The organism is Actinophytocola sp., assembly GCF_035762905.1.
Classification (GTDB): domain Bacteria; phylum Actinomycetota; class Actinomycetes; order Mycobacteriales; family Pseudonocardiaceae; genus DASYTH01.
The window spans coordinates 23,520-43,786 of sequence record NZ_DASUCC010000130.1; the positions used below are offsets into that span (position 1 = coordinate 23,520).

Consider the following 20,267-nt stretch of genomic DNA (forward strand, 5'->3'; position numbering starts at 1 on the left):
TTTCCTCCACGGTGCGCCTAGCGGGTGCCTTGCTCGACCAGCTTCCGCACGGTCGCCGCGTTCGACCGGTCGACGAAGGCCGGTCCGGTCAGCACCGGGTCACCGCCACCGACCAGGTTCGCGTTGGTACGGAACAGGCCGAGGAACACGATCGGCAGGTACCCCTGCAGGTAGGGCTGCTGGTCGACGGCGAACTCGATGTCGCCCTGCTCGATCGCGGTCAGCACGTCCGCGCTCAGGTCGAAGGTCGCCAGCTTCGCGGTGACGCCGGCCGAGGTGATCGCTTCGCGCGCCGCCACGGCGATGTCGGGGTTCAGCGTGAGCACCGAGTCGATCCGCGGGTCGGCCCGCAGTTTCGACTCGATCTCGCTCAGCGTGGTGGCGATGTCGGCCACGCCCTTGACGTTGATGGTCTCCGACTGGCCGCCGAATCCCTGCTGGGCGCCCTGACAACGCTGGACCTGGCCGATGTTTCCGCCCTCACCGTTGACACACAACAGTTTCTTGCCGCCGGCGCGGGCGAGCCGGTCGCCGGCCCTCGTCCCGGCCACCGTCTCGGTCTGCCCGACATGTGCGACGGCGCCGAGTGCACCCGACTTCTCGGCGCCGGAGTTCAGGGTGACCACCGGGATCCCGGCCGCGCGGGCCTGCTCGACCGCGTCCTGGATCGCGTCGGGGTCCGCCGCGGACACCGCGATCCCGTCGACCTTGTCGGTGACCGCCGACGCGATCAGCTGCGCCTGCCGCTCGTGGTCGCCGTCCGCGGTGTTGTACTTCAGCTCGACGCCCAGATCGTCGGCGGCCCGCTGCGCACCCTGTTTGACCACGGCCCAGAACGAGCCGCCGTCCCACTCGGTGATCACCGCGATCCGCGCGCGGTAGTCGCCCGCCGTCGCATCCGACTCCGTGGCGCAGCCGGCGGCACCGAGTACCAGCGCCCCCGCCGCGACCCCGGCGACGACGCGCTGAAGACCTGCTCGTGCAGTCATGCCTTACTCCTTTCGGGAGCCCTCATCGGGCTCTGGCTCACCAGGCGTCGCCGGCCGCGGCCGCGACCTTGGCCACGGCGTCCGCGATGTCGACCATGTCCTCCTCGTCACCGAGGAACGTGCTGTGGTGGGTCAGGACCGCGTGCCCGGCCAGGAGTTCCGCGTTCGGGAACCGGCGGTCGCGGTGCAGTTCGTTGAACCGTCGGGCCAGCGGCGCCAGGGCCGGTTTCGTGGCGGGCCGCAGCAACTGGCTGCGGTCCAACGGTTCGCGGGGCGGATAGAACCGGACGCCGAGCTCCGCGGTCAGCGCCCGCGCCAGGTCGGCGTTGGACCGGCCCTCGGGCAGCGTGTCGAAGACGATCGGCGCCTCGTAGACCGACAGCCGGGTCTGGTCCGGTCGCGGGCCGAGCAGCCGCACCCCCGGCACGGCGTCCAGCAGCTTGCCGAGGATGGCGTAGTTGCGGTTGCGGATCTCGTGCTGCTCGTCGAGCGTGCCCAGTTGCGCGCAGAGCAGCGCCGCGCTGAACTCGTCGAGGCAGAAGTTGGCGCCCATGACGGTCGCGGTCTCGGTCAGGTCGAGCTCGCCGGGGCGCGCCTGGTCCGACCGGTACCGCCTGGAGTCGGCGCGCAACTCCTCGAGGACACCGGCGAGGTGCTCGTCGTCGGTCACCACCGCGCCGCCCTCGCCGCCGGTGAGCACCTTGCCGTGCTGCATGCTGAAGCAGCCCAGCCGGCCGATCGTGCCCGCGTGCCGGCCGAGCCACTGCGCGCCGTGGGCCTGCGCCGCGTCCTCGATCACCACGCCGCCCCGACTGTCCATAGTGGACACTATGGCGGGCACGTCGGCCATGACGGACGACCAGTGCACCACGATCACCGCGCGCGGGCCGACGTCGAGGTCGAGCCCATCCGCTTCGACGCACCCGGTCTGCGCCGACACGTCGGTGAGCACCGGCACCAGCCCCGCACGCAGGACGGCCGATGCGGTGGCGACCCAGGTGAGCGCCGGCACCAGGACGAGGTCGCCGTAGTCGAGGCCGAGCGACTCCAGTGCGATCACGAGCGCGCTCGAGCCGTGATCGACCGGGACACAGTGCGCGACACCGACGTATTCGCGGAACATGCGGGCGAAGCGCCGCTCGTACAGTTCCCCGGCGTGCGGGCTGCTGATCGCCCAGCGGCCGCTGTGCAGCACCGAGGTGAGCGCCGAGGCCGCCTCCGGCGCGGGCTGCGGCCAGGCCGGCCACCCCCGGTCCGGCGGGCGAACCGGGTTCCCGCCCGCGACGGCCAGCCTGGCCGGTCTCGATGCGGTACGCGACAACGTGGACATCGTCCTCCGTCCGGGGATTGGTGAATGGCGACAGCGGGCGTGACTCAGTGGGTCAGCGCGCCGTCGTGCGGGGCCACCGATGTGCGCACACCGGTGTGCGTGGCCGTCGCCGCGGCGGCGGCGATCTCCTGGGCCTTGACCGCGTCGTCCGGGCCGCACCGGCTCGGCCCGTCGCCGGCCGCCAGCGCCAGGAACGCCCGCATCTCGGCCCGGTACGCGGTGGCGAACCGGTCCACGAACCCGGTGAACGCGGGCGCCTCGGACGTCCGGTCGGCGGCGTTGCGCCCGGCCGCCATCGACAGCCGGGTGCCGAGCACCTCCATGCGGTGGTCGTAGCCGAGCGGGTTGAGCCGGGACGCGGTGAGCACGGCGACGCCGCCGCCGGCGAAGCTCAGCACCAGGGTGCCCATGCCGATCCCCTGGCGGTCGTTTCCCGTCACCTCGCACGCGTCCGCCTGCACCGCGACCACCTCGTCGTGCGCGATCCAGCGCGCCGCGTCGATGTCGTGGATGAGGCAGTCGGTGAAGATGTCACCGGCCGTGGTCCGGTACTCCGGGCCGGGCGGCTGGTGGTCGAACGCGGTACCCCTGATCATGAGCACCTGCCCGGCCGCGCCGGAGGCCACCATCCGATGCAGCCTGCGGTATTCCGGGTCGAACCGGCGCTGGAACCCCACCTGCACCCGGGCACCCGTACGGCGGGCCGTCTCGGCGACCGCCCGCGCCTGGACCAGCCCGGCGGCGAGCGGCTTCTCACAGAAGACGGCGATGCCCTTCGTCATCGCCGCGTCGAGCACGCCGGACCGTTCGGTCGCCGGGGTGACCACCACCACGGCGTCCGCGTCCTCGACCAGCGCCACGGCGGTCGGGCGTACCGAGCCGCCGACCTCGTCCGCCACCTTCCGCGCAACGACGGGGTCACTGTCATGGATGAGCAGCGAACCGGCGGGGAGCATTCCCGCGAGATTTCGGGCATGCACCGAACCCATTCGACCGACGCCGACGACCCCGATTTTCATCGTGCGTTCGAGCACGAAAAACCCCCATTATTCAAGCCAGCCGCGATTCTTATAAAAGATTATTTCGGGGGTCGCCGACGAACGTCAATCGGTCTAACTCTCTGGTTGACCGGGGGCGCGCGTCATTCGTCGCGGATCGCGGCGGTGGGCAGGCGTCGTTCCAACGCGAGAACGGCCACGACCGCGAGGCCGTTGAGCACCGCGAGCGCCACCCAGGGCAGGCCGTGCCGCATGGCGAACAGCGTGGTGAAGAAGCCGGGGCCGACGATCTCGGCGATGGTGAAGGAGTACTGGAAGATCGCCAGGTACCGCCCCCGGGTCTGGACCGGCGCGGCGGCCGCGGCGAGTCCCATCGACACGGGCGCGTGGATGACGGTGGCCGCCGTGTACAGCACCGTCGCGGCGATGAGCACCGGCACCGCCCACGCCAACTGGCCCGGGCGCAGGACCGCGAGCAGCAGCGCCCAGCCGGCCCACAGCGCGCCGGCGGTGGCCACGATCCTGGTCCGCCGGAACGGTCGCAGCCACAGCACGACGGGCGCGGTGACGACCGACACCACGATCGTGTTTCCCACCAGCAGCGCCGAGATCAGCCACGCCTGGGCATCGAGGTGGATCAGCACCAGGGCCGGCAGGGCGAGCGCCAGCATCATGGAGGACAGCGCGAACACCGCGTTGACCAGGACGAGGCCCAGGTACGGGCGGTCCCGCAGCAGGTCGCGGTAGCCCCGGGTCGCGGCCGCCTCGACCCGGCCCGCCCGCGGTGCCCGCACCACCAGCGCGATGGTCACGGCGGCGGCGGTGAAACAGGCCGCCGCGCCGAACGCGATCATCCGGAACACGTGGTCGCCGGTCTGCGGGTTGGCCAGGGCGATGCCGGTCAGTACGCCGCCGATGCCGAGACCGGCCGTGCGGGCCATGTTCGTCCAGCCGTACCAGTAGTCCTTGCTCCGCCCCGCCGGCCGCCCGTCGACGTAGTCGGCGATCAGCGTGAAGATCGAGGACCAGAAGAACCGCACGCCGAGGGCGGTCAGCACGGCCGAGACCAGGATGCCGACCGGCCCGGTCACCAGGCCGGCCGCGAAATAGCCGAGCGCCTGCAGGACCTGGGCCAGCACGACCAGCGGCCGGGCGCCGTAGCGGTCGGCGAGCGCGCCGGCGAACACCGGGATCGGCAGCTGCATGACGTTGGCGACGCTGAGCAGGACGCCGATCAGCACCAGCGGGACGTCAGTGATCTTCGTGAAGAAGATCAGGCCGAGCGGCAGGAACAGTCCGTTGCCGATTGAGTCAATCACCAGGGCCGCGATGAGGACGGCACCGCCCCGGCTGCGGACCGCCGGCGGCGGCGGAGCGGCGATAGTGGTTTCCTCAATTGCCAAGGCCCTCGAACCCCTCACACAATTGACCGGAACGTCGAGTTCCGGATACTACCGGTCGGCACCGACCGACCAAACTCCAATATCGCAAGTTGACCGATATTTGCCGCCGCCAGCCGAACATTGCTAGCGTTTGTCCACCGCATTCTCATCCGCCGCGGGCAGGTCATGCCACGAGCAGGTTTCGGCACATCAGCACACTTTGGGGAATCATGATCGACGAGATGTTGCGGGCCAGCGCCGCCGCCGTGCCCACCAACGACGCGATCGTCCATCTCGACCGACGGATCAGCTACCAGGAGCTCTACCGGTCCGTGCGGGCCGGCGCGGACGGGCTGCGCCTGCACGGCGTCGGGCCCGGCGACACCGTGCTGCTGGCACTCACCAACTGCCCCGAGTTCGTCATGGTGTACTTCGCCACGGCGCTGCTGCACGCCAAGATCTATGCGATCGACCCCAATGCCGCCGAGCCGGAGCTGCGCCGGTGCATCCGCGACGCGGAGCCCGCCCTCGTCGTCACCCACGCGATGGCCGCCGGGACGTTCCAGCGCCTGCTCGCCGAACGCGCCGACCTCGGCGCCAAGATCGCGGTCGTCGGCGGCGAACGGGGCACGCACCTCCTCGCGGCCGACCTGTTCGCCGGCACCGCCAGCACGACCGCCCTGCCCGCGCCGGCCGAGCCCTACCCGGGTGACTGGTCGGTGACCTACTCCTCCGGCTCGACCGGCACACCGAAACGGATCTGCCGCACCCAACGCAACCAGGTGGCCGAGGCCGGCAACATCACCGCCACCGCCGGAATCGGGCCGGACGACCGGTTGCTCTGCGTGGTGCCGCTGTTCCACGCGCTCGGCCAGTTCTGCTGCATGATCGCCGCGGCCCGGGCCGGCGCGACGCTGGTCCTGCTCGAACAGACCGGTCCGCCGGACCAGGACGGCGGGGCGCAACTCGTGCTCGGTGCCCGGATCGACCGGGTACTGGCGATGATCGAGGCGCACCGGGCCACGATCGTGCCCGCCGTGCCCTACATCTACGAGCTGCTCGCCGACGTCGACGAAAGCCACCCGGCGGACGTGTCCAGCGTGCGGCTGTTCCTCTCCGGCGGCAACTTCCTGCCCGCCGCGACCGCGGAGCGTTTCCTGCGCCGGTACGGCAAACCGATCCGCCAGACGTACGGCAGCTCCGAGGCGGGCAGTGTCGCCTGGGACTGCCGGGATCCGCGGCAGGCGGTCGCCGGCTCCGTCGGCCATCCGCTGACCGGGGTCGAGATCCGGCTGGTCGACTCCGCCCGGCGGCCGCTGCCACCCGGCTCGGTCGGCGAGGTCGCCGTCCGAGGGCCGTCGGTGATGACCGGCTACGACGGGCGCCCGGACCTCACCGCGCGAGTCCTCGCCGACGGCTTCTACCACACCGGCGACGTGGGGATGATCGACGAGGACGGCCGGCTGCACATCACCGGCCGGATCAACCTGCTCATCGACACCGGCGGCCGCAAGGTCAACCCGCTCGAGGTCGAGGCCGTGCTGGTCGAGCACGACCGGGTCCGCGAGGCCGTCGTCACGGGCGTCGGCACCCGGGGCGGCGACGAGCTGCTCGTCGCCGTCGTGGTTGCCGGGCAGGGCAACGGTGTCGGCGACGCCGAGTTGGCCGACGAGCTGCTCGGCTTCTGCCGCGCCCGGCTGACCGACTACAAGGTGCCGCACCGGGTCGTGTTTCGCGACGCCCTGCCCCGTTCCCCGCTCGGCAAGGTGCTGCGGCGCAACCTCGACCTCAGCGCGGAGCCCGGGACCGAGCCGGCGGCCGGCACCGTCCGGCAGACCGACGAGCGGCGCGCCGAGACGACCAGGTACCTGGTCGGCCAGCTCGCCCGGCTGCTGCGCAAACCCGAGGAGCGCATCGATGTCGGGGCACCGATCCTGGCCACCGGCCTGAACTCGCTGCTGGCGATGCAGCTGCGGGTGGCCATCGAGCGGGATCTCGGGGTGCCGGCCAACCTCGGCACCCTGCTGAGCGCGCGCTCGCTCGGCGAGGTCGCCGCCGGGCTCGCCGATCCGGAGCGGGCCGCCGCCGCGCTGCTGCCCGCCGCGGACCGCACGGAGTTCCCGCTGTCCGCGGCGCAACTGCCCCACGCGGGCCCGCCGGTGCCGGGCAACGCCCACCTGATCGCGGCGCGGATCCACGGCGACGTCGACGAGGCCGGCCTGCGCGCCGCATTCCAGGGGTTGGTCGACCGGCATCCCGCGCTGCGGCTGGCGGTGCTGCCGGCCGGCGCCGGACCGGCACAGCGCATCGCCGCCCGGCTCGACGTGGACTTCGCCGCCGACCACGTGCCGCACGGTGACCTGTCGGACCGGCTCGGCACGCTCGCCGAGGAGGCGGCGCGGACACCGTCGTCCGGCGGCGCCAGGCCGCTGCGCGTGCGGCTGCTGCGCGACGGTGACCGGGCGCCGGTCATCGCGATCGGCGTGCACAAGCTCGCGGCCGACCGGTGGTCACTCGCCGTCCTGCTCCGCGACCTGTCGATGATGCTCGGCGGTCAGCGGGCCGGCGACGACGCCTACCTGCCGTCGCTTCCGTTCCGCTACCCCGACTTCGTCCAGTGGTCGGCCGAGCAGGGCCACGTCGCGACGCCGTGCGCGCCGGCCGGTGCGGCCGCCGGAACCGTCGGGCAGACCCTCGATCCCGCGCTGACCGAGGGCCTGCGGCAGGTGGCCGACCGCGAGGGCGTGACCGTCCAGACCGTGCTGCTCGCCGCACTGGTGCACGCGACCGGCGGGGACGGCTGCGCGGCGGCGGTGCACTGGGGCCGCGACCGGCCCGAGTTCCACGACCTCGTCGGCCGGTTCGCCCGGGTGGTGACCGTGCCCGGCGGCACCAACACGGACGCGTTCGCGGTGCTGCCGGCCGTGCGCGACGCGCTCGAGCACCCCCGGCCGGCCGGCCCGGCGGCCCGGGTGCTGCTGGTCGACGACATCGGCCCGAGACCGGCGCTGGCCCAGCTCATGCGGTTCGCCGCCGGCATGTCCGAAGGGCCGGTCACGGTCGGCGACCTCCGGCTGCACCCGGTCGAGCTCCCGGCCCGGCCGCTGGCGGCGCCGGTCGAGTGCCGCGTGACCCGGATCGCGGACCGGGTGTGCCTGGTCTGGCGGCGCGACGCCAGCACCTCCGCCGGCCGGCTCGACGCCATCGTCGCGGCGTTTCACGCCGTCCTCGACGCCGTCGCGGCGCGGGCCGCCGCGACCCGATAGGAGATCCACGGGCATGATTTCGCACATTCGCCAGGTCAGCCTCGGCCTGCCGGACCTGGCCCGCGCCAGGGACTTCTACGAGCACCAGTGGCAGCTCGACGTGGTCGGCGTCGACGACGACCGGGTCTACCTCGGCTCCGCCTGCGCGGAGAGCTACAGCCTGCGGCTGCGCGCGACCACCGAGCCGAGGGTGGACCTGCTCGCGTTCGCGGCGCCGCGAACGTCGGACGTGGACGCCGTCGCCGAACGCGTCACCCGCCGCGACGACGCCAGGCTGGTCGCCGCGCCCGGCCCTCGGCAGGAGCGCGGCGGCGGTTACGCGACCCGCTTCCTCGACTGCGACGGCCGCACCGTCGAGGTGTCCGCCGGGGTCGAGGAGCGCTCGTACGACCCGGTCACCGCCACCGAGAGCCGCCCGGTCGCGATCAGCCACGTCGTGCTCAACACCCCCGACGTGGACCGGTCCCGCCGGTTCTACGAGGACGTGCTCGGCTTCACGGTCTCCGACTGGGTGGAGCGCCACTTCTGCTTCCTGCGCACCGGCCCGGCCCACCATCTCATCGCGTTCACCTCGGCCGGGCACGCCTCGCTCAACCACGTCGCGTTCGAGGTGCTCGGCATCGACGAGTTCATGCGGGCCACCGGGCGGATGATGCGGGCCGGGCACCAACCGATCTGGGGGCCCGGCCGGCACGGCGTCGGCGACAACGCGTTCTCCTACTTCGCGGAGCCGTCCAGCGGGTTCGTCACCGAGTACACCACCGCCATGCAGATCGTGGACGAGGCCACCTGGCGACCGCGCGTGCACGCCGCCACGGACCAGGGCACCGACCAGTGGGGCACGTCCAACCGGCTCGACGACGTCGTTCGAACGACCCTGCGGGGACGGCCCGATCCCGGGCTGTGGACCCCGCCGCCGGTGTGACCGGGCGCGGCGCCGGTGCGGGGCGCCCGGTCGCGCTGGTCACCGGCGGAGCCTCCGGGATCGGCCGGGCCGTCGTCGATGACCTCGCCGGCAACGGCTACGCCGTCGTGGCGTTCGACCGGACCGAGCCGCGGTGTCCCCTGCCGGCCGGCGTCGCGTTCGTCCGCGGGGACGTCACCGAGCCGGCCGACAACGAACGCGCCGTCGCCGAGGCGCTGCGCCGGTCGGGGCGGCTCGACCTGTTCGTCGGCAACGCCGGCATCCACGACGGCGGCGTGCGGCTGCTCGATCGCGACGGGCCGCGGCTGGCCGAGCTGACCCGGCGGGTGCTCGATGTCGACGTCGTCGGTTACCTGCTCGGCGCGCGGGCGACCGCGGAACACCTGACCCGCAGCCGGGGCAGCATGGTGTTCACGCTGTCCGACGCGTCGTTCCTGGTCAGTGGCAACGGGGCGGGGATCGCCTACGCGGCGGCGAAACATGCCTGCGTCGGCGTGGTGCGCCACCTGGCCGCGGACCTCGCGCCACACGTGCGGGTCAACGCCGTCGCGCCGGGCGGGGTGATCACGCGACTGCGGGCCGCCGACGGCAGCGACGTCTACGCCGAGCCGGAACCGATCGCGGCGGCCATCCGGTCGCTCAACCCACTCGGCGCCCTGGCCACTCCCGAGCGGCTCGCGCCGCTGTACCGGTTCCTGGCCGGCCCGGACGCGTTCGGCCTCACCGGCGAGATCCTGCGGCCCGACGGCGGTCTCGTCGTCCGCTGACCTGTTCGGTCAGGAGACGATCACGTCCAGCACGTACGGCACGTCGCCGGCGAGCGCCTCGGCGAGCCGGGCCGGCAGGTCGGCGGCCCGGTCCACCCGCGCGCCCCGGCAACCCTGGGCGCGGGCAAGGCCGGCGAAGTCGAGGCCGGGCAGGTCGGCGCCGACCGGCTTGGCCATGCCGAGCAGCCGGGCGAAGTGGTGCACGGTCGAGTAGCCGCCGTTGTTCACCACCACCACGGTCATCGGCGTGGCACCGAGCTGGGCGGCCGACCACAGCGCCTGGATCGAGTACATCATCGAGCCGTCGCCGATCACCGCGATCACCCGCCGGTCCGGCCGGCCGAGCAACATCCCGACGGCCGAGGGCAGGCCGAGTCCGAGCCCGCCGCTGGCGCAGGTGAAGAAGCTCTCCGGCGCGTTGTTGGGCAGGTACTCGCACATGACCGGCCGGCTGCTCGGCGCCTCCTCGACGATCACGCTGTCCGGTGGGCGGAGCCGGTCGAGGGTCTGCATGAGGAACTCGACCGAGATCGGCCCGGTGGCCTCGACCGGCGCGGGCCGGCCCCGGCGCGGCGGGGCCGGCCGCGGGTCCGGCGGTGGGTGGCGCAGCAGGTCCGCCACCGCGGGGGCGATGCTCGTCACCAGTGCCGTGCCGAGCGGGGTCCAGGCCGCCTGCTGCGCGTCGTCGGTGAGCTGCCACAGCCGCGCACCGTCGGGCAGGTAGGGCCCGTCGCCGGCGAGGCGGTAGGTGAACACCGGCGCGCCGAGCACCAGGACCAGGTCGGTGTCGCCGAGGCAGTCCCGCAGGCCGGCCCGGTCCGGTGGCAGGAATCCGGCGAACAGCGGATGCGACTCGGGAAAACTGCACCGCGACGACATCGGCGCGGCCCACACCCTGGCCTGGTGCACCTCGGCGAGCCGCACGGTCTCGGCGAAGGCGGGCTCCTGGTCCACCAGCGCCCCGACCACGAACACCGGGCGCCGGGCCGCGGCCAGTGCCGCGCCGAGCTCGGCGAGGTCGTCCGCGCCCGCGCGGATCACCTGGCTCACCCGCCGCGGTGGCACGGCCGCGGCGGGTGAGTCCCAGTCGTCGACGGGGATCGACACCAGGGCCGGACCGCGCGGCGGGCTCATCGCCACGTGGTAGGCCCGGGCGATCGCGGCCGGCACGTCCTGCGCCCGTGCCGGCTCGCGACTCCACTTGACGTACGGGCGGGGCAGCGCCGCCGGGTCCTCCGAGTACAGGTACGGCTCGCCGGCCAGCAGCGCCCTGGCCTGCTGGCCGGCGGTGATCACCAGCGGGGTGCGGTTGCGGTACGCGGTGAAGATGCTGCCCATGGCGTGCCCGACGCCGATGGCCGAGTGCAGGTTGACCATCGCCGCCCGCCGGGTCGCCTGCGCGTACCCGTCGGCCATGCTCAGCGCCACGGACTCCTGCAGGCCGAGCACGTAGCGGAAGTCGTCGGGCAGGTCCCGGAACATCGGCAGCTCGGTCGAGCCGGGGTTGCCGAAGATCGTCGTCAGCCCGAGCGCGCGCATCAGCTCGATCGTCGCGCCGCGGACGGTCGTCGGCTCAGCCATCGGCAAGGCCCGCCTTGTCGAGCATGGGCCAGAGCGTGGCCGGCGCCAGCGGGGTCGCGACGAGGTCGGCGGCGATCTCCGGCACGGCGGCGGCGAGCGCGTTGCCGACCGCGGCCGCCGTGGGGATGATCCCGCCTTCGCCGAGTCCCTTGAACCCGCCGGGAATGACCGTGCTCGGCGTGCACCGGTGCTCGATGACCGGGTCCGGCACGTCCGACGGCGACGGCAGCAGGTAGTCGCTGAGGGTCGTGCAGAGCGGCTGCCCGGTCTCCGGGTCGTGCCGGATCTCCTCCAGCAGCGCCAGGCCGAGGCCCTGCGCGATGCCGCCGGCGAGCTGCCCGTCGGCGAGCATCGGGTTCACCAGAACGCCGCTGTCGTTGACCGACCAGTACGCCTCGACGGTGAGCCGGCCGGTGTCGGTCTCGGCCGCGACGGCGGCACCGGCGACGGAGTACGCGTAGGTGATCGCCGGCGGGTCGAAGTCCGCGACCTCCTCCAGCTGGATGCGGGCCGCATCGCCGCGGCCCCAACCCATCCAGCCCCGGTGGGCGACCTCGCGCCAGGTCAGCGTGCCGGTGCCGGGGCCGCCGCCGAACACGGCGCCGTTCCAGGTCACCGCGTCCGCCGGGACGCCGAGCGCGCCGGCGGCCAGGCCGCGCATCCGCTCGCGCATCCGGGCGCCGGCCTGGACCAGCGCCCCGCCCGCGAGCGTGACCGAGCGGCTGGCCTGCGAGGACAGGTCCGAGTAGGACGACACGGCGGTGTCGCCGAGGTGGACCCGGATCCAGTCGATGGGCACCCGCAGCTCGTCGGCGACGATCTGCGCCAGGGCCGTCTCGATGCCCTGTCCCACCGCCATCACGCCGGAGGTGACCGACACGCTGCCGTCCTCGTTGACCCGGATCCGGCCGCTCTCCCAACCGGCCCAGTGGATCTGGAACATCTCGAGCAGCGCACTCGGCGCGAACCCGGTGACCTCGACGCTGCAGGCCAGGCCCACGCCGCGGCGGAGCTCGCCGCCCGGCGCGTCCGGCGCCGGGCGGAACCGGTCGGCCAGCTCCGCCGCGCGCCGCAGTGCGGCCGGGTAGTCGCCGGAGTCGTAGGTGAGCATCGTGTGGGTCGTGTACGGCAGCTCGGCCGGCGTGACGAGGTTGCGCAGCCGCAGCTCGACCGGGTCCAGGCCGAGCTCCCGGGCCGCCTCGTCGATCAGGCGTTCCCGGATCCAGGCGGCCTCCTGCATGCCGTAGCCGCGGTAGGCGCAGGTCGGCACGAGGTTGGTGTAGACCCCGGTGATCGTCGCGCCGGCCGAGGCGAACCGGTAGGGCCCCTCGATGGCCAGCCCGGTCACCTGGAACGGGCCGCTGCCCGCCTGGCTGGCGAAGGCGCCGAGGTCACCGACGATGTCGGCGTGGATGGCGAGGAACCGGCCGGCCGCGTCGAGCGCGAGCCGGGCCCTGGCGCGCTGGCCGCGGCCCTGGTAGGCGGCGAGCAGGTTCTCCCGGCGGTCCTCGATCCACTTGACCCGCCCGCCGAGCACCATGGCCGCGGCGCACACCATCGTCTCGTCGACGTAGAGCGTGTTCTTGCCGCCGAACGAGCCGCCGACGTCGGTGGCGACGACGCGGACCTGGTCGGCCCGCAACCGGAGGCTGACGGCCAGCTCCTGCCGGACCGCCTGCGGCGACTGGCTGCTCAGCCACGCGGTGAGCGCCCCGGTGCCGGGGATCCACTCGGCGAGCACGCCGCGCGGCTCCATCGGGCTCTGCGCGATGCGCTGCACCCGGAACTCCCGGTCGATGACGTGCGGTGCGGCGTCGATGGCCGCGGTCAGCGTCTCGTCGTCGGACCCGAAGTGGATCTGTCCGGCGATGTTGCTGCCGTGCTCCGGGTACAACAGCGCCGCGCCGGGCGTGGTGGCGGCGACCGTGTCGGACACGACCGCGAGCTCGTCGAACTCGAGGAGCACCTGTTCCGCGGCGTCCTCGGCCTCGGCCCTGGAGGCGGCGACGACCACGCCGAGCGGCTGCCCGACGTACCGCGCGGTCGTCGTGGCCACCGGGATGCCGGTCAGGTGCTGGCCGGGCAGTCGCCACTTGGTCGGCAGCGGATCGGCCAGCCGGGCCAGCTCCTGCGGCCCGAGCACGAGCCGGGCCAGTCCCGCCGCCAGGACGGCGGTCGCGTCGAACCGGGTCAGCCGCCCGTGCGCGACCGGACTGCGCACGATCGCGGCATGCCACGCGCCGACCTCCTCGATGTCGTCGACGTAGCGGCCCTGACCGCGCAGCAGCCGCGGGTCCTGCGGTCGCGGCATCGACCGGCCGACGTAGGGCGTCTCGTGCGCCATCACGAATCCTTCCGTCGCGACCAGTGCCGCTCGATCGCCGCGCGGATGCCCGCGTAGCCGGTGCAGCGGCAGGTGTGCCCGCCGAGCTGCGGCCCGGCCGCCTCCTCGGCGGAGCACCCGGCACGCTCGGCGGCGGTCAGGGTCATCAGCACGCCCGGCGTGCAGAAGCCGCACTGCAGGCCGTGCTCGCGCATCATCGCGTCCTGCAGGCCGGACAGCTCCGCGTCGCCGGCCAGTCCCTCCACCGTCTCGACCTGCTGCCCATCCGCCTGCACGGCGAACATCAGGCAGGAACGCACCGGCTCGCCGTCGACGAGCACGGTGCACGAACCGCACGCACCCTGCTCGCAGCCGACGTGGGTGCCGGTCAGCCCGAGCTCGTGGCGCAGGAAGTCACTCAGCAGCGTGCGGGCCTGCGTCGTGCGCCGGTGCGGCACACCGTTGACGGTGACCCGTACATCCCAGTCGTTCATCTGGCCTCCCCGGTGCTGCCCTCGGTCGCGAGTTCGGTGACCGCACGCCGGATCGCGGCCCGCAGCAGGCCGGCGCGGAAGACCGGCTCCTCGGGTGGGTCGGCCTCGTCGGCCGCCGCGGCGAGGGCCCGGCGCAGCGGGTGGTCGGGCGGGTGGCCCCCTGGTCCGGGCACCAGCTCGGCGAGCGCCCGGCCGGTGAGCACCTGCTCCGCGCCGGGCAGCCGCACCGGGACCGGCCCGACCCCGCCGGCGCCGATCCGGGCGGACGTGATGACGCCGTCGTCGAGCACGAGCGCGACGGCGACGCCGACGAGCGGAAGGTCGTTGGCCCGGCGGGAGAACTCGACGAACCGGGCGGCGAGCCCGGGCGGCACCGGGAGCTCGATCCCGGTGAGCAGCTCACCGGGCCGCCGCGCGGTGGTGTGCGGCGCCAGGAAGAACTCGCCGGCCGGCACGACCCGGTCGCCTGCGGCCGAGCGCAGGTGCAGGCGCGCGCCCAACGTGACCGCGAGCGTGGGCAGTTCGGCGGCCGGGTCGGCGTGGCAGAGCGAGCCGCCGACGGTCGCCCGGCTGCGGATCTGCGGGTGGCCGACCAGCGCTGCCGCCTCGGTCAGCACGGGCAGCCGGTCCCGCAGCGCGGGTTCGCGCAGCAGCCGGGCGATGCGGACCATGGCGCCGAGGCGGACGGTGCCGGCGGTGACCTCGATGCCGTCCAGGCCGGGCACTCGGTTGATGTCGACCACCGCGGCCGGCCGCGCCACCCGCAGGTTCATCCTCGGCACCAGGCTTTGACCGCCGGCCAGGACGGCGACGTCCTGCCGGGGTCCGCCGAGCGCGTCGAGCACGCCGGCGACCGTGGCCGGGCGCAGGTACTCGAACGCCGCCGGCTTCACGGTTGCTCCAGGGTCGGGACGGTGCCGGCACCGTCCTCGGTACGGACCCGGACCAGGTCGGTGACCGCGGCCGGGGCGAGGTGGCACAGCGCTTCGAGCACCGTCGCGTCCAGCAGGATGGCCGCACCGGACCGCTCGGACACGATCTTGAGTCGCATACCGTTCCCGGTCGGCGCGGCGAGCACGGCGATCGCGGCCGACTCACAGGTGATCCGGCACAGTTCCCGTTCCTGGCGCTCGTCCGCGGTCCAGGCAAGTCCGCTCACGCCGCCACCTCGCAAGCTCGGTGCCGGCAAACCCCGCCGCCTCGCAGGCTCGGCGCCGGGGCAGTGCTCGATGGTTCGCTCGCAAGCTCGCTCACGCTTGAGACTCCTGACTACTAAAGGATGATCGACAGCTGCTGGTACGTGGGGACCTCGGTGTCCAGCAGGACCCGCCTGCGCAGCAACAGGAACCGCTCGCCGCCGAGGTGGCGCAGCACGTCCTGGCGGCCGGCGGTGACCAGCGTCGACTCCTCGACGCCCCGGTTCCAGGTGGCGATGACGTTGCTGTCGACCCGGAAGTCGTCCGGGCGGCCGGTGTCGAACACCTTGACCCCGCCCACGATGTGCCGGATGGACGCGCCGGGCCGGTCCGACCATGCGTAGTGCTTGCCGACGCGACCGAGCTTCATCGCCATGATGTGCTTGGTCGCCTCGTAGAGCATCGCCCGGCCGCTGTGCCGGGGCAGCGCGGGATCCTCGCGCAGCAGCGGCACCGGCACCTGGTAGACGAAGCCGTCGGCGAGCAGCTCCAGCCAGTCGTCCGGCCGGTTCTCGTCCAGTGCCGCGGCCTCGTCGGTGTAGAACTCGGTGACCGCCGCCGTCAGGTCGCGCCGCCGGGCGCCGCGGTCCGGGAACGGCAGGCGCTCGAACGCGCACTCGGCGACCGGCGGTGTGATCAGCTCGGTCATGCCGCCGCTCCCATCAGGCCGTCATAACCCATCAACTCGCCCCATCTGCGGTAGAAGGCGCGCTGGTTGTGCTCGGAAAGCGTGCAGTACTCGGCGTTGCCCGGCCCTGGGAAGTCGCCGACCGGCTCGCCGAGACCGAGGCCGAGGGTCAGGTCGAGCGGCTCGCCGCCGGCCACCGGGCCGTTCACGACGCTGTCGATGCGGGCGAAGTTCTCGAAGTCGTCCATCTCGAAGAGCATTCCGCCGGCCGACTGCGACCTCGCCTGGAACTGGTACGAGCGGCGCTTCCACTCCTCCGGCATCATCTTCGGCACCAGCGTCCAATAGAGACACTCGGTGTGGCGGGCATCGATCGGCGTGTGGGTGCGCCAGACCGTGTACTTGGTCAGCGGGTCGTCCTCCCGGCCGATCGCCTTGTCGTGGGAGACGCTGAGGTAGGCCGCGTTCGGGAACACGGCGCCGTGCAGCACCTCGCAGCGGGAGTTGAACCGAACCTGCTCCGGGGTCTGCGCCGCGGTGAACGCCGGCCACACCTCGCTCGGGTAGCCGAGGTACACCGGATCGGAGCTGTCGGGGTTGACGCTCCGCGCGCCCTTCTCCACGACGTAGCCGGCGCGCAGGCTGTGCCCCTGGTCGGTGCTCACGTTGATGCCGATGAGCTCGAGTGCCTTGCGCCCCAGGGTGCCGCTGGCCAGCGAGTCGCCGTAGACGCCCTGCTCGAACGCGGCCTGGTGGGTGGTGCCCATGTGGTAGCCGTCGCCGGCGAAGTTGTCGGTCGGCACCTTCCAGTTGCCCTTGGTGATCGAGCGCTGGGGCGGGCCGTACACCTCCCACTCACCGCCGGCGAGGTCGAGCATCGCGTCGAGGTACCAGCGGAAGGCGCCGAGGTAGGTCTCCAGCGACGGCCCGTCCTGCCGCCAGGTGGCGAAGACGAAGCCGCGATAGGCGCTCACCCGCGCGCGGCGCAGGTCGTAGAGCGACTTGTCGAACCCGGCGGGGTACGCGGTGCGCAGGTGCGGCACCCCGACCAGCCGGCCGTCGTTGCCGTAGGTCCAGCCGTGGTAGCTGCAGCGGAAGTGGGCCGAGTTGCCGAACGTCGCCCGGCACAGCTGGGTGCCCCGGTGGTTGCACGAGTTGAGCAGGACGGTGAGCGCGCCGTGCTCGTCGCGGGTGACGATCACGCTGTCGCGGCCCATCCTGCGCACCACGTAGTCACCGGCATCCGGCAGCTCGGACTCGAACGCGACGAACTGCCATGAGGGTTTGAACACCAACTCGAGTTCCCGCATGAGGACCTCGTCGTCGGCGAAGATCCTGCGATCCGGCCGGTACGGCCGCTGGGTTGTTCCCCAGTCTGGAACGGCGGACATCAACGACTCCCGGGATTTCGGTTCGAAATTCCTCTGAACGCGAACGCGGGGGGTATATTGGGTCACCCATTCCCGCCGCTGCGCCGAAGTATGGATGACCGGTCCCGACCTGTCCACTCTGTCCCATAGACAGGTCGACCGCCTAGTTGACCAGGGGTTGCGGGCTGCCTGACGCGACTGTTTGAATTGGTCGGCCACCGAATGCGTTGGTCCTAACTGGGGAGCCGGGCAGCCGGCCCGAATTGCACCTGTCATTGCCGGAGTGCTGACGCACTCCGGCATCTCCACGCGCCGAAAAACGCCGTTCGCTCACGGGAGTGGATATTGAGTTCTGAAGCCTTGACCCCGGAAGAGTTCACCCACAACGAGGACAAGTATATTCCCGATCCGTTCCCGTTCTACGCACGTATGCGGGCCGAGAAACCGTCCTACCACTCCGACCGGATCTTCGGCGGTGCGTGGCTGTTCTTCAGCTACGCCGACAACGTCGCGCTGATGACCGACGAGCGGCTGTCCAACGCGCGCGCGGCGGTGCCGCTGTGGTTCCTGCCGCCGGACCAGCGCGACGCCGTTGCGGACATGGTGGGCGTGTTCGAACGCTGGCTCGCCTTCCACGACGGGCCGAGCCACACGAAACTGCGCCGCCAGGCCAACCGCAGCTACGTCCCGTTCACCGACGAGTTCCTCGAGCCGCGCATCCAGGCCATCGTCGACCGGCTACTCGACTCGGTCGACCCGGCCGGCTTCGACCTGATGACCGACTTCGCGTTCCCGCTGCCGGCCATGGTGATCGCCGCCGTGCTCGGGGTGCCGGTCGAGCACCACCCCGACCTCACCCGGTGGACCGACGACATCGCGCACCTGTTCGGCTCCACCCAGGTCTCGCTCGAGCACGTCCTGCAGACCAGGAAGAGCACCAAGGAGCTGGTCGAGTTCCTTGCCTCGCCGGACATCGTGGCGCACGCCGCGCGCGCCGGGGGTCTGCTGCAGACGCTGCGCACGACCGAGGTGCGCGGCAGCCGCTTCGACGCCGACGAGGTCGTGGCGCAGGCCGCGCTGCTGCTGTTCGCCGGGGTCGCCTCCATCCGCTACCTCGTGGGCAACGCCGTCCACACGCTGGACTCGCGGCCCGTGTCCGACCGGAAGCTGTTGCTGGCGAAGGACACCGTCGACGACGCCGTCGAGGAGGTGCTGCGCTACTGCACGCCGGTGCAGTTCGTCGGCCGGATCTCCAATACCGACTTCGACTACGTCGACGCCCGGGGCACCCACTGCCTGATCGAGGCCGGCCGGCCCATGCTGCTGTACGTGGCCTCGGCCAACCGCGACGAGCAGGCGTTCCCGGACGCCGGTTCGCTGGTGCTGACCAGGCCGGCGCCGAACCGGCACCTGACCTTCGGCGCCGGCCGGCACCTGTGCTTCGGCGACCCGCTGGTGCGCCAGACCACCCGGATCGCGCTGGCGAGCCTGTACGAGCGGTTCCCGATGCTGCGGGTCTGCCCGCAGGAGCTGAACTGGAACAACAACCTCGGGTTCCACGGCTTCCAGACCCTTGCGGTGGCGGAGTCATGACCCGGCAGACGAGCCTGACCAACTTCGTCGACGGCAAGCCGGACGACGCGGCGAGCAGCGAGCGGCACGACCTGGTCGACCCGGTCACCGGTGCGGTGTACGGGACCGCGCCGTCGTCGGACGAGGCGGCCGTCGACGCGGCCATGCGCAGCGCGGCGACCGCCTTCGAACGCTGGCGGGCCACCACTCCCGCGGAGCGCCAGGCGATGCTGCTGCGGGTGGCGGACGCGCTGGCCGAGCACCTCCCGGAGCTCGCGGCGGCCGAGCTGCGCCAGACCGGCAGCCGGGCCGCGGCCGGCGAGATCCCGCTCGCCGGGGACCAGCTGCGCTTCTTCGCCGGTGCCGCGCGGGTGCTGCCCGGCCTGGCGGCCGGGGAGTACGCCCAGGGACACACCTCCTACGTGCGGCGCGAGCCGCTCGGCGTCTGCGCGCAGCTGGCGCCGTGGAACTACCCGATGATGATGGCGGTGCTCAAGTCCGCGCCGGCATTGGCGGCGGGCAACACGGTGGTCCTCAAGCCGGCCGAGACGACGCCGGCGACGGCGCTGCGCTACGCCGAGATCGCCGCCGAGTTCCTGCCGCCAGGGGTGCTCAACGTGGTCTGCGGCGGGCCGGAGACCGGCCGGCTGATGGTCGCGCACCCGGTCCCGGCCGCGGTGGCGCTCACCGGATCCATCGCGACCGGCATCGACGTGGCGACCACCGCCGCCGGCGGCCTCAAGCGCGCCCAGCTGGAGCTCGGCGGCAAGACCCCGGTCGTGGTCTGCGCCGACGCGGACCTCGATGCCGTCGTGTCCGGCATCGTGACCGGGGCGCTGAGCAACGCCGGGCAGGACTGCACCGCGGCCTCCCGGGTGCTGGTCGCCGACGAGATCCACGACGAGCTGCTCGCCGCGCTGGCGAAGGCGGTGGCCGCGGTGCGCACCGGCGGTCCGGACGACGAGGGCGCCATGTACGGGCCGCTGAACAACGCCGACCAGTTCGCCAGGGTGAGCGGGTTCGTCGAGACCCTGCCGGCGCACGCGCGGGTGGTGACCGGCGGCCGGCGGGTCGGCACGGCCGGATACTTCTTCGCTCCGACGATCATCGCCGGCGTGCGCGACGACGACCGGGTCAGCACCGAGGAGATCTTCGGCCCGGTGATCACGGTGCAGCGCTTCGGATCCGAGGCGGAGGCGGTGCGCTCGGCCAACTCGGTGGTGCACGGCCTCGCGTCGTCGGTGTGGACCACCGACCACGCGCGCGCCATGCGATTGAGCACCCAGCTCGACTTCGGCTGCGTCTGGGTCAACACCCATCTCATGTTCCCCACCGAGATGCCGCACGGCGGGTTCAAGCACTCCGGCTACGGCAAGGACCTGTCCCTGTACGGGCTGGAGGAGTACACCCGGGTCAAGCACGTCATGCACCGGTACGCGTGAGCGC

The 20,267-nt window shown here is 72.7% G+C and carries 16 protein-coding genes; 5 read left to right on the plus strand and 11 right to left on the minus strand.

Annotation, left to right across the window (positions count from 1 at the left end; genetic code table 11):
- Window positions 1-17 precede the first annotated feature (17 nt).
- The 4 genes from VFV67_RS27195 to VFV67_RS27210 all read right to left on the minus strand — a co-directional run bounded on the left by VFV67_RS27195 (window position 18) and on the right by VFV67_RS27210 (window position 4,636).
- Window positions 18-989 (minus strand): substrate-binding domain-containing protein, encoded by a 972-nt coding sequence (locus VFV67_RS27195; RefSeq protein ID WP_326473501.1) that lies wholly within the window; start codon window positions 987-989, stop codon window positions 18-20.
- Window positions 990-1,026: 37 nt separating this feature from the next.
- Window positions 1,027-2,319, minus strand: a complete 1,293-nt coding sequence (locus tag VFV67_RS27200; RefSeq protein ID WP_326473502.1) for a DegT/DnrJ/EryC1/StrS family aminotransferase — start codon at window positions 2,317-2,319, stop codon at window positions 1,027-1,029.
- A gap of 44 nt (window positions 2,320-2,363) precedes the next feature.
- A complete protein-coding gene (locus VFV67_RS27205) occupies window positions 2,364-3,338 on the minus strand; it encodes a Gfo/Idh/MocA family protein (RefSeq protein ID WP_326473503.1) in 975 nt (324 codons plus the stop codon).
- Window positions 3,339-3,460: 122 nt separating this feature from the next.
- A complete protein-coding gene (locus tag VFV67_RS27210; RefSeq protein WP_326473504.1) occupies window positions 3,461-4,636 on the minus strand; it encodes an MFS transporter in 1,176 nt (391 codons plus the stop codon).
- Between the two features lie 293 nt (window positions 4,637-4,929).
- On the opposite strand from VFV67_RS27210, the gene VFV67_RS27215 reads away from it, so the two are divergent.
- Genes VFV67_RS27215 through VFV67_RS27225 form a run of 3 tightly spaced genes read left to right on the plus strand, consistent with a single transcriptional unit; the run spans window position 4,930 to window position 9,657 of the window.
- A complete protein-coding gene (locus VFV67_RS27215; protein WP_326473505.1) occupies window positions 4,930-7,965 on the plus strand; it encodes an AMP-binding protein in 3,036 nt (1,011 codons plus the stop codon).
- Window positions 7,966-7,978: 13 nt separating this feature from the next.
- Window positions 7,979-8,890, plus strand: coding sequence for a VOC family protein (locus tag VFV67_RS27220; protein ID WP_326473506.1), 912 nt, complete (start codon window positions 7,979-7,981; stop codon window positions 8,888-8,890).
- On the plus strand, window positions 8,887-9,657 hold the full coding sequence (locus tag VFV67_RS27225) for an SDR family oxidoreductase (RefSeq protein WP_326473507.1): 771 nt from the start codon (window positions 8,887-8,889) through the stop codon (window positions 9,655-9,657). Before VFV67_RS27220 ends, VFV67_RS27225 begins: the two co-directional genes overlap by 4 nt.
- A gap of 9 nt (window positions 9,658-9,666) precedes the next feature.
- Here VFV67_RS27225 and mdlC read toward each other — a convergent pair whose 3' ends face one another.
- The 7 genes from mdlC to VFV67_RS27260 all read right to left on the minus strand — a co-directional run bounded on the left by mdlC (window position 9,667) and on the right by VFV67_RS27260 (window position 17,270).
- Window positions 9,667-11,238, minus strand: coding sequence for a benzoylformate decarboxylase (gene mdlC, locus VFV67_RS27230; protein ID WP_326473508.1), 1,572 nt, complete (start codon window positions 11,236-11,238; stop codon window positions 9,667-9,669).
- Entirely contained in the window at window positions 11,231-13,582 is a 2,352-nt protein-coding gene (locus VFV67_RS27235; RefSeq protein ID WP_326473509.1) for a xanthine dehydrogenase family protein molybdopterin-binding subunit, read from the minus strand. Before VFV67_RS27235 ends, mdlC begins: the two co-directional genes overlap by 8 nt.
- Window positions 13,582-14,055 carry a (2Fe-2S)-binding protein gene (locus VFV67_RS27240; RefSeq protein WP_326473510.1) on the minus strand — a complete coding sequence of 158 codons (474 nt, stop codon included), beginning with the start codon at window positions 14,053-14,055 and terminating at the stop codon, window positions 13,582-13,584. The genes VFV67_RS27235 and VFV67_RS27240 overlap by 1 nt, the downstream gene beginning before the upstream one ends.
- The gene (locus VFV67_RS27245; RefSeq protein ID WP_326473511.1) at window positions 14,052-14,948 is read right to left on the minus strand and encodes a xanthine dehydrogenase family protein subunit M; all 897 of its coding nucleotides are present in this window, start codon (window positions 14,946-14,948) and stop codon (window positions 14,052-14,054) included. The genes VFV67_RS27240 and VFV67_RS27245 overlap by 4 nt, the downstream gene beginning before the upstream one ends.
- Window positions 14,945-15,214, minus strand: a complete 270-nt coding sequence (locus tag VFV67_RS27250) for a hypothetical protein (RefSeq protein ID WP_326473512.1) — start codon at window positions 15,212-15,214, stop codon at window positions 14,945-14,947. The genes VFV67_RS27245 and VFV67_RS27250 overlap by 4 nt, the downstream gene beginning before the upstream one ends.
- Window positions 15,215-15,327: 113 nt before the next feature.
- Window positions 15,328-15,900, minus strand: a complete 573-nt coding sequence (locus tag VFV67_RS27255; protein ID WP_326473513.1) for an aromatic-ring-hydroxylating dioxygenase subunit beta — start codon at window positions 15,898-15,900, stop codon at window positions 15,328-15,330.
- Window positions 15,897-17,270: an aromatic ring-hydroxylating oxygenase subunit alpha gene (locus VFV67_RS27260; protein ID WP_326473514.1), complete on the minus strand. Its 1,374-nt coding sequence runs from the start codon at window positions 17,268-17,270 to the stop codon at window positions 15,897-15,899. The genes VFV67_RS27255 and VFV67_RS27260 overlap by 4 nt, the downstream gene beginning before the upstream one ends.
- Window positions 17,271-17,594: 324 nt before the next feature.
- Between VFV67_RS27260 and VFV67_RS27265 the strand changes: the two genes are divergently transcribed.
- A complete protein-coding gene (locus tag VFV67_RS27265) occupies window positions 17,595-18,842 on the plus strand; it encodes a cytochrome P450 (RefSeq protein ID WP_326473515.1) in 1,248 nt (415 codons plus the stop codon).
- Window positions 18,839-20,263 carry an aminobutyraldehyde dehydrogenase gene (locus VFV67_RS27270; protein ID WP_326473516.1) on the plus strand — a complete coding sequence of 475 codons (1,425 nt, stop codon included), beginning with the start codon at window positions 18,839-18,841 and terminating at the stop codon, window positions 20,261-20,263. Before VFV67_RS27265 ends, VFV67_RS27270 begins: the two co-directional genes overlap by 4 nt.
- Window positions 20,264-20,267 lie beyond the last annotated feature (4 nt).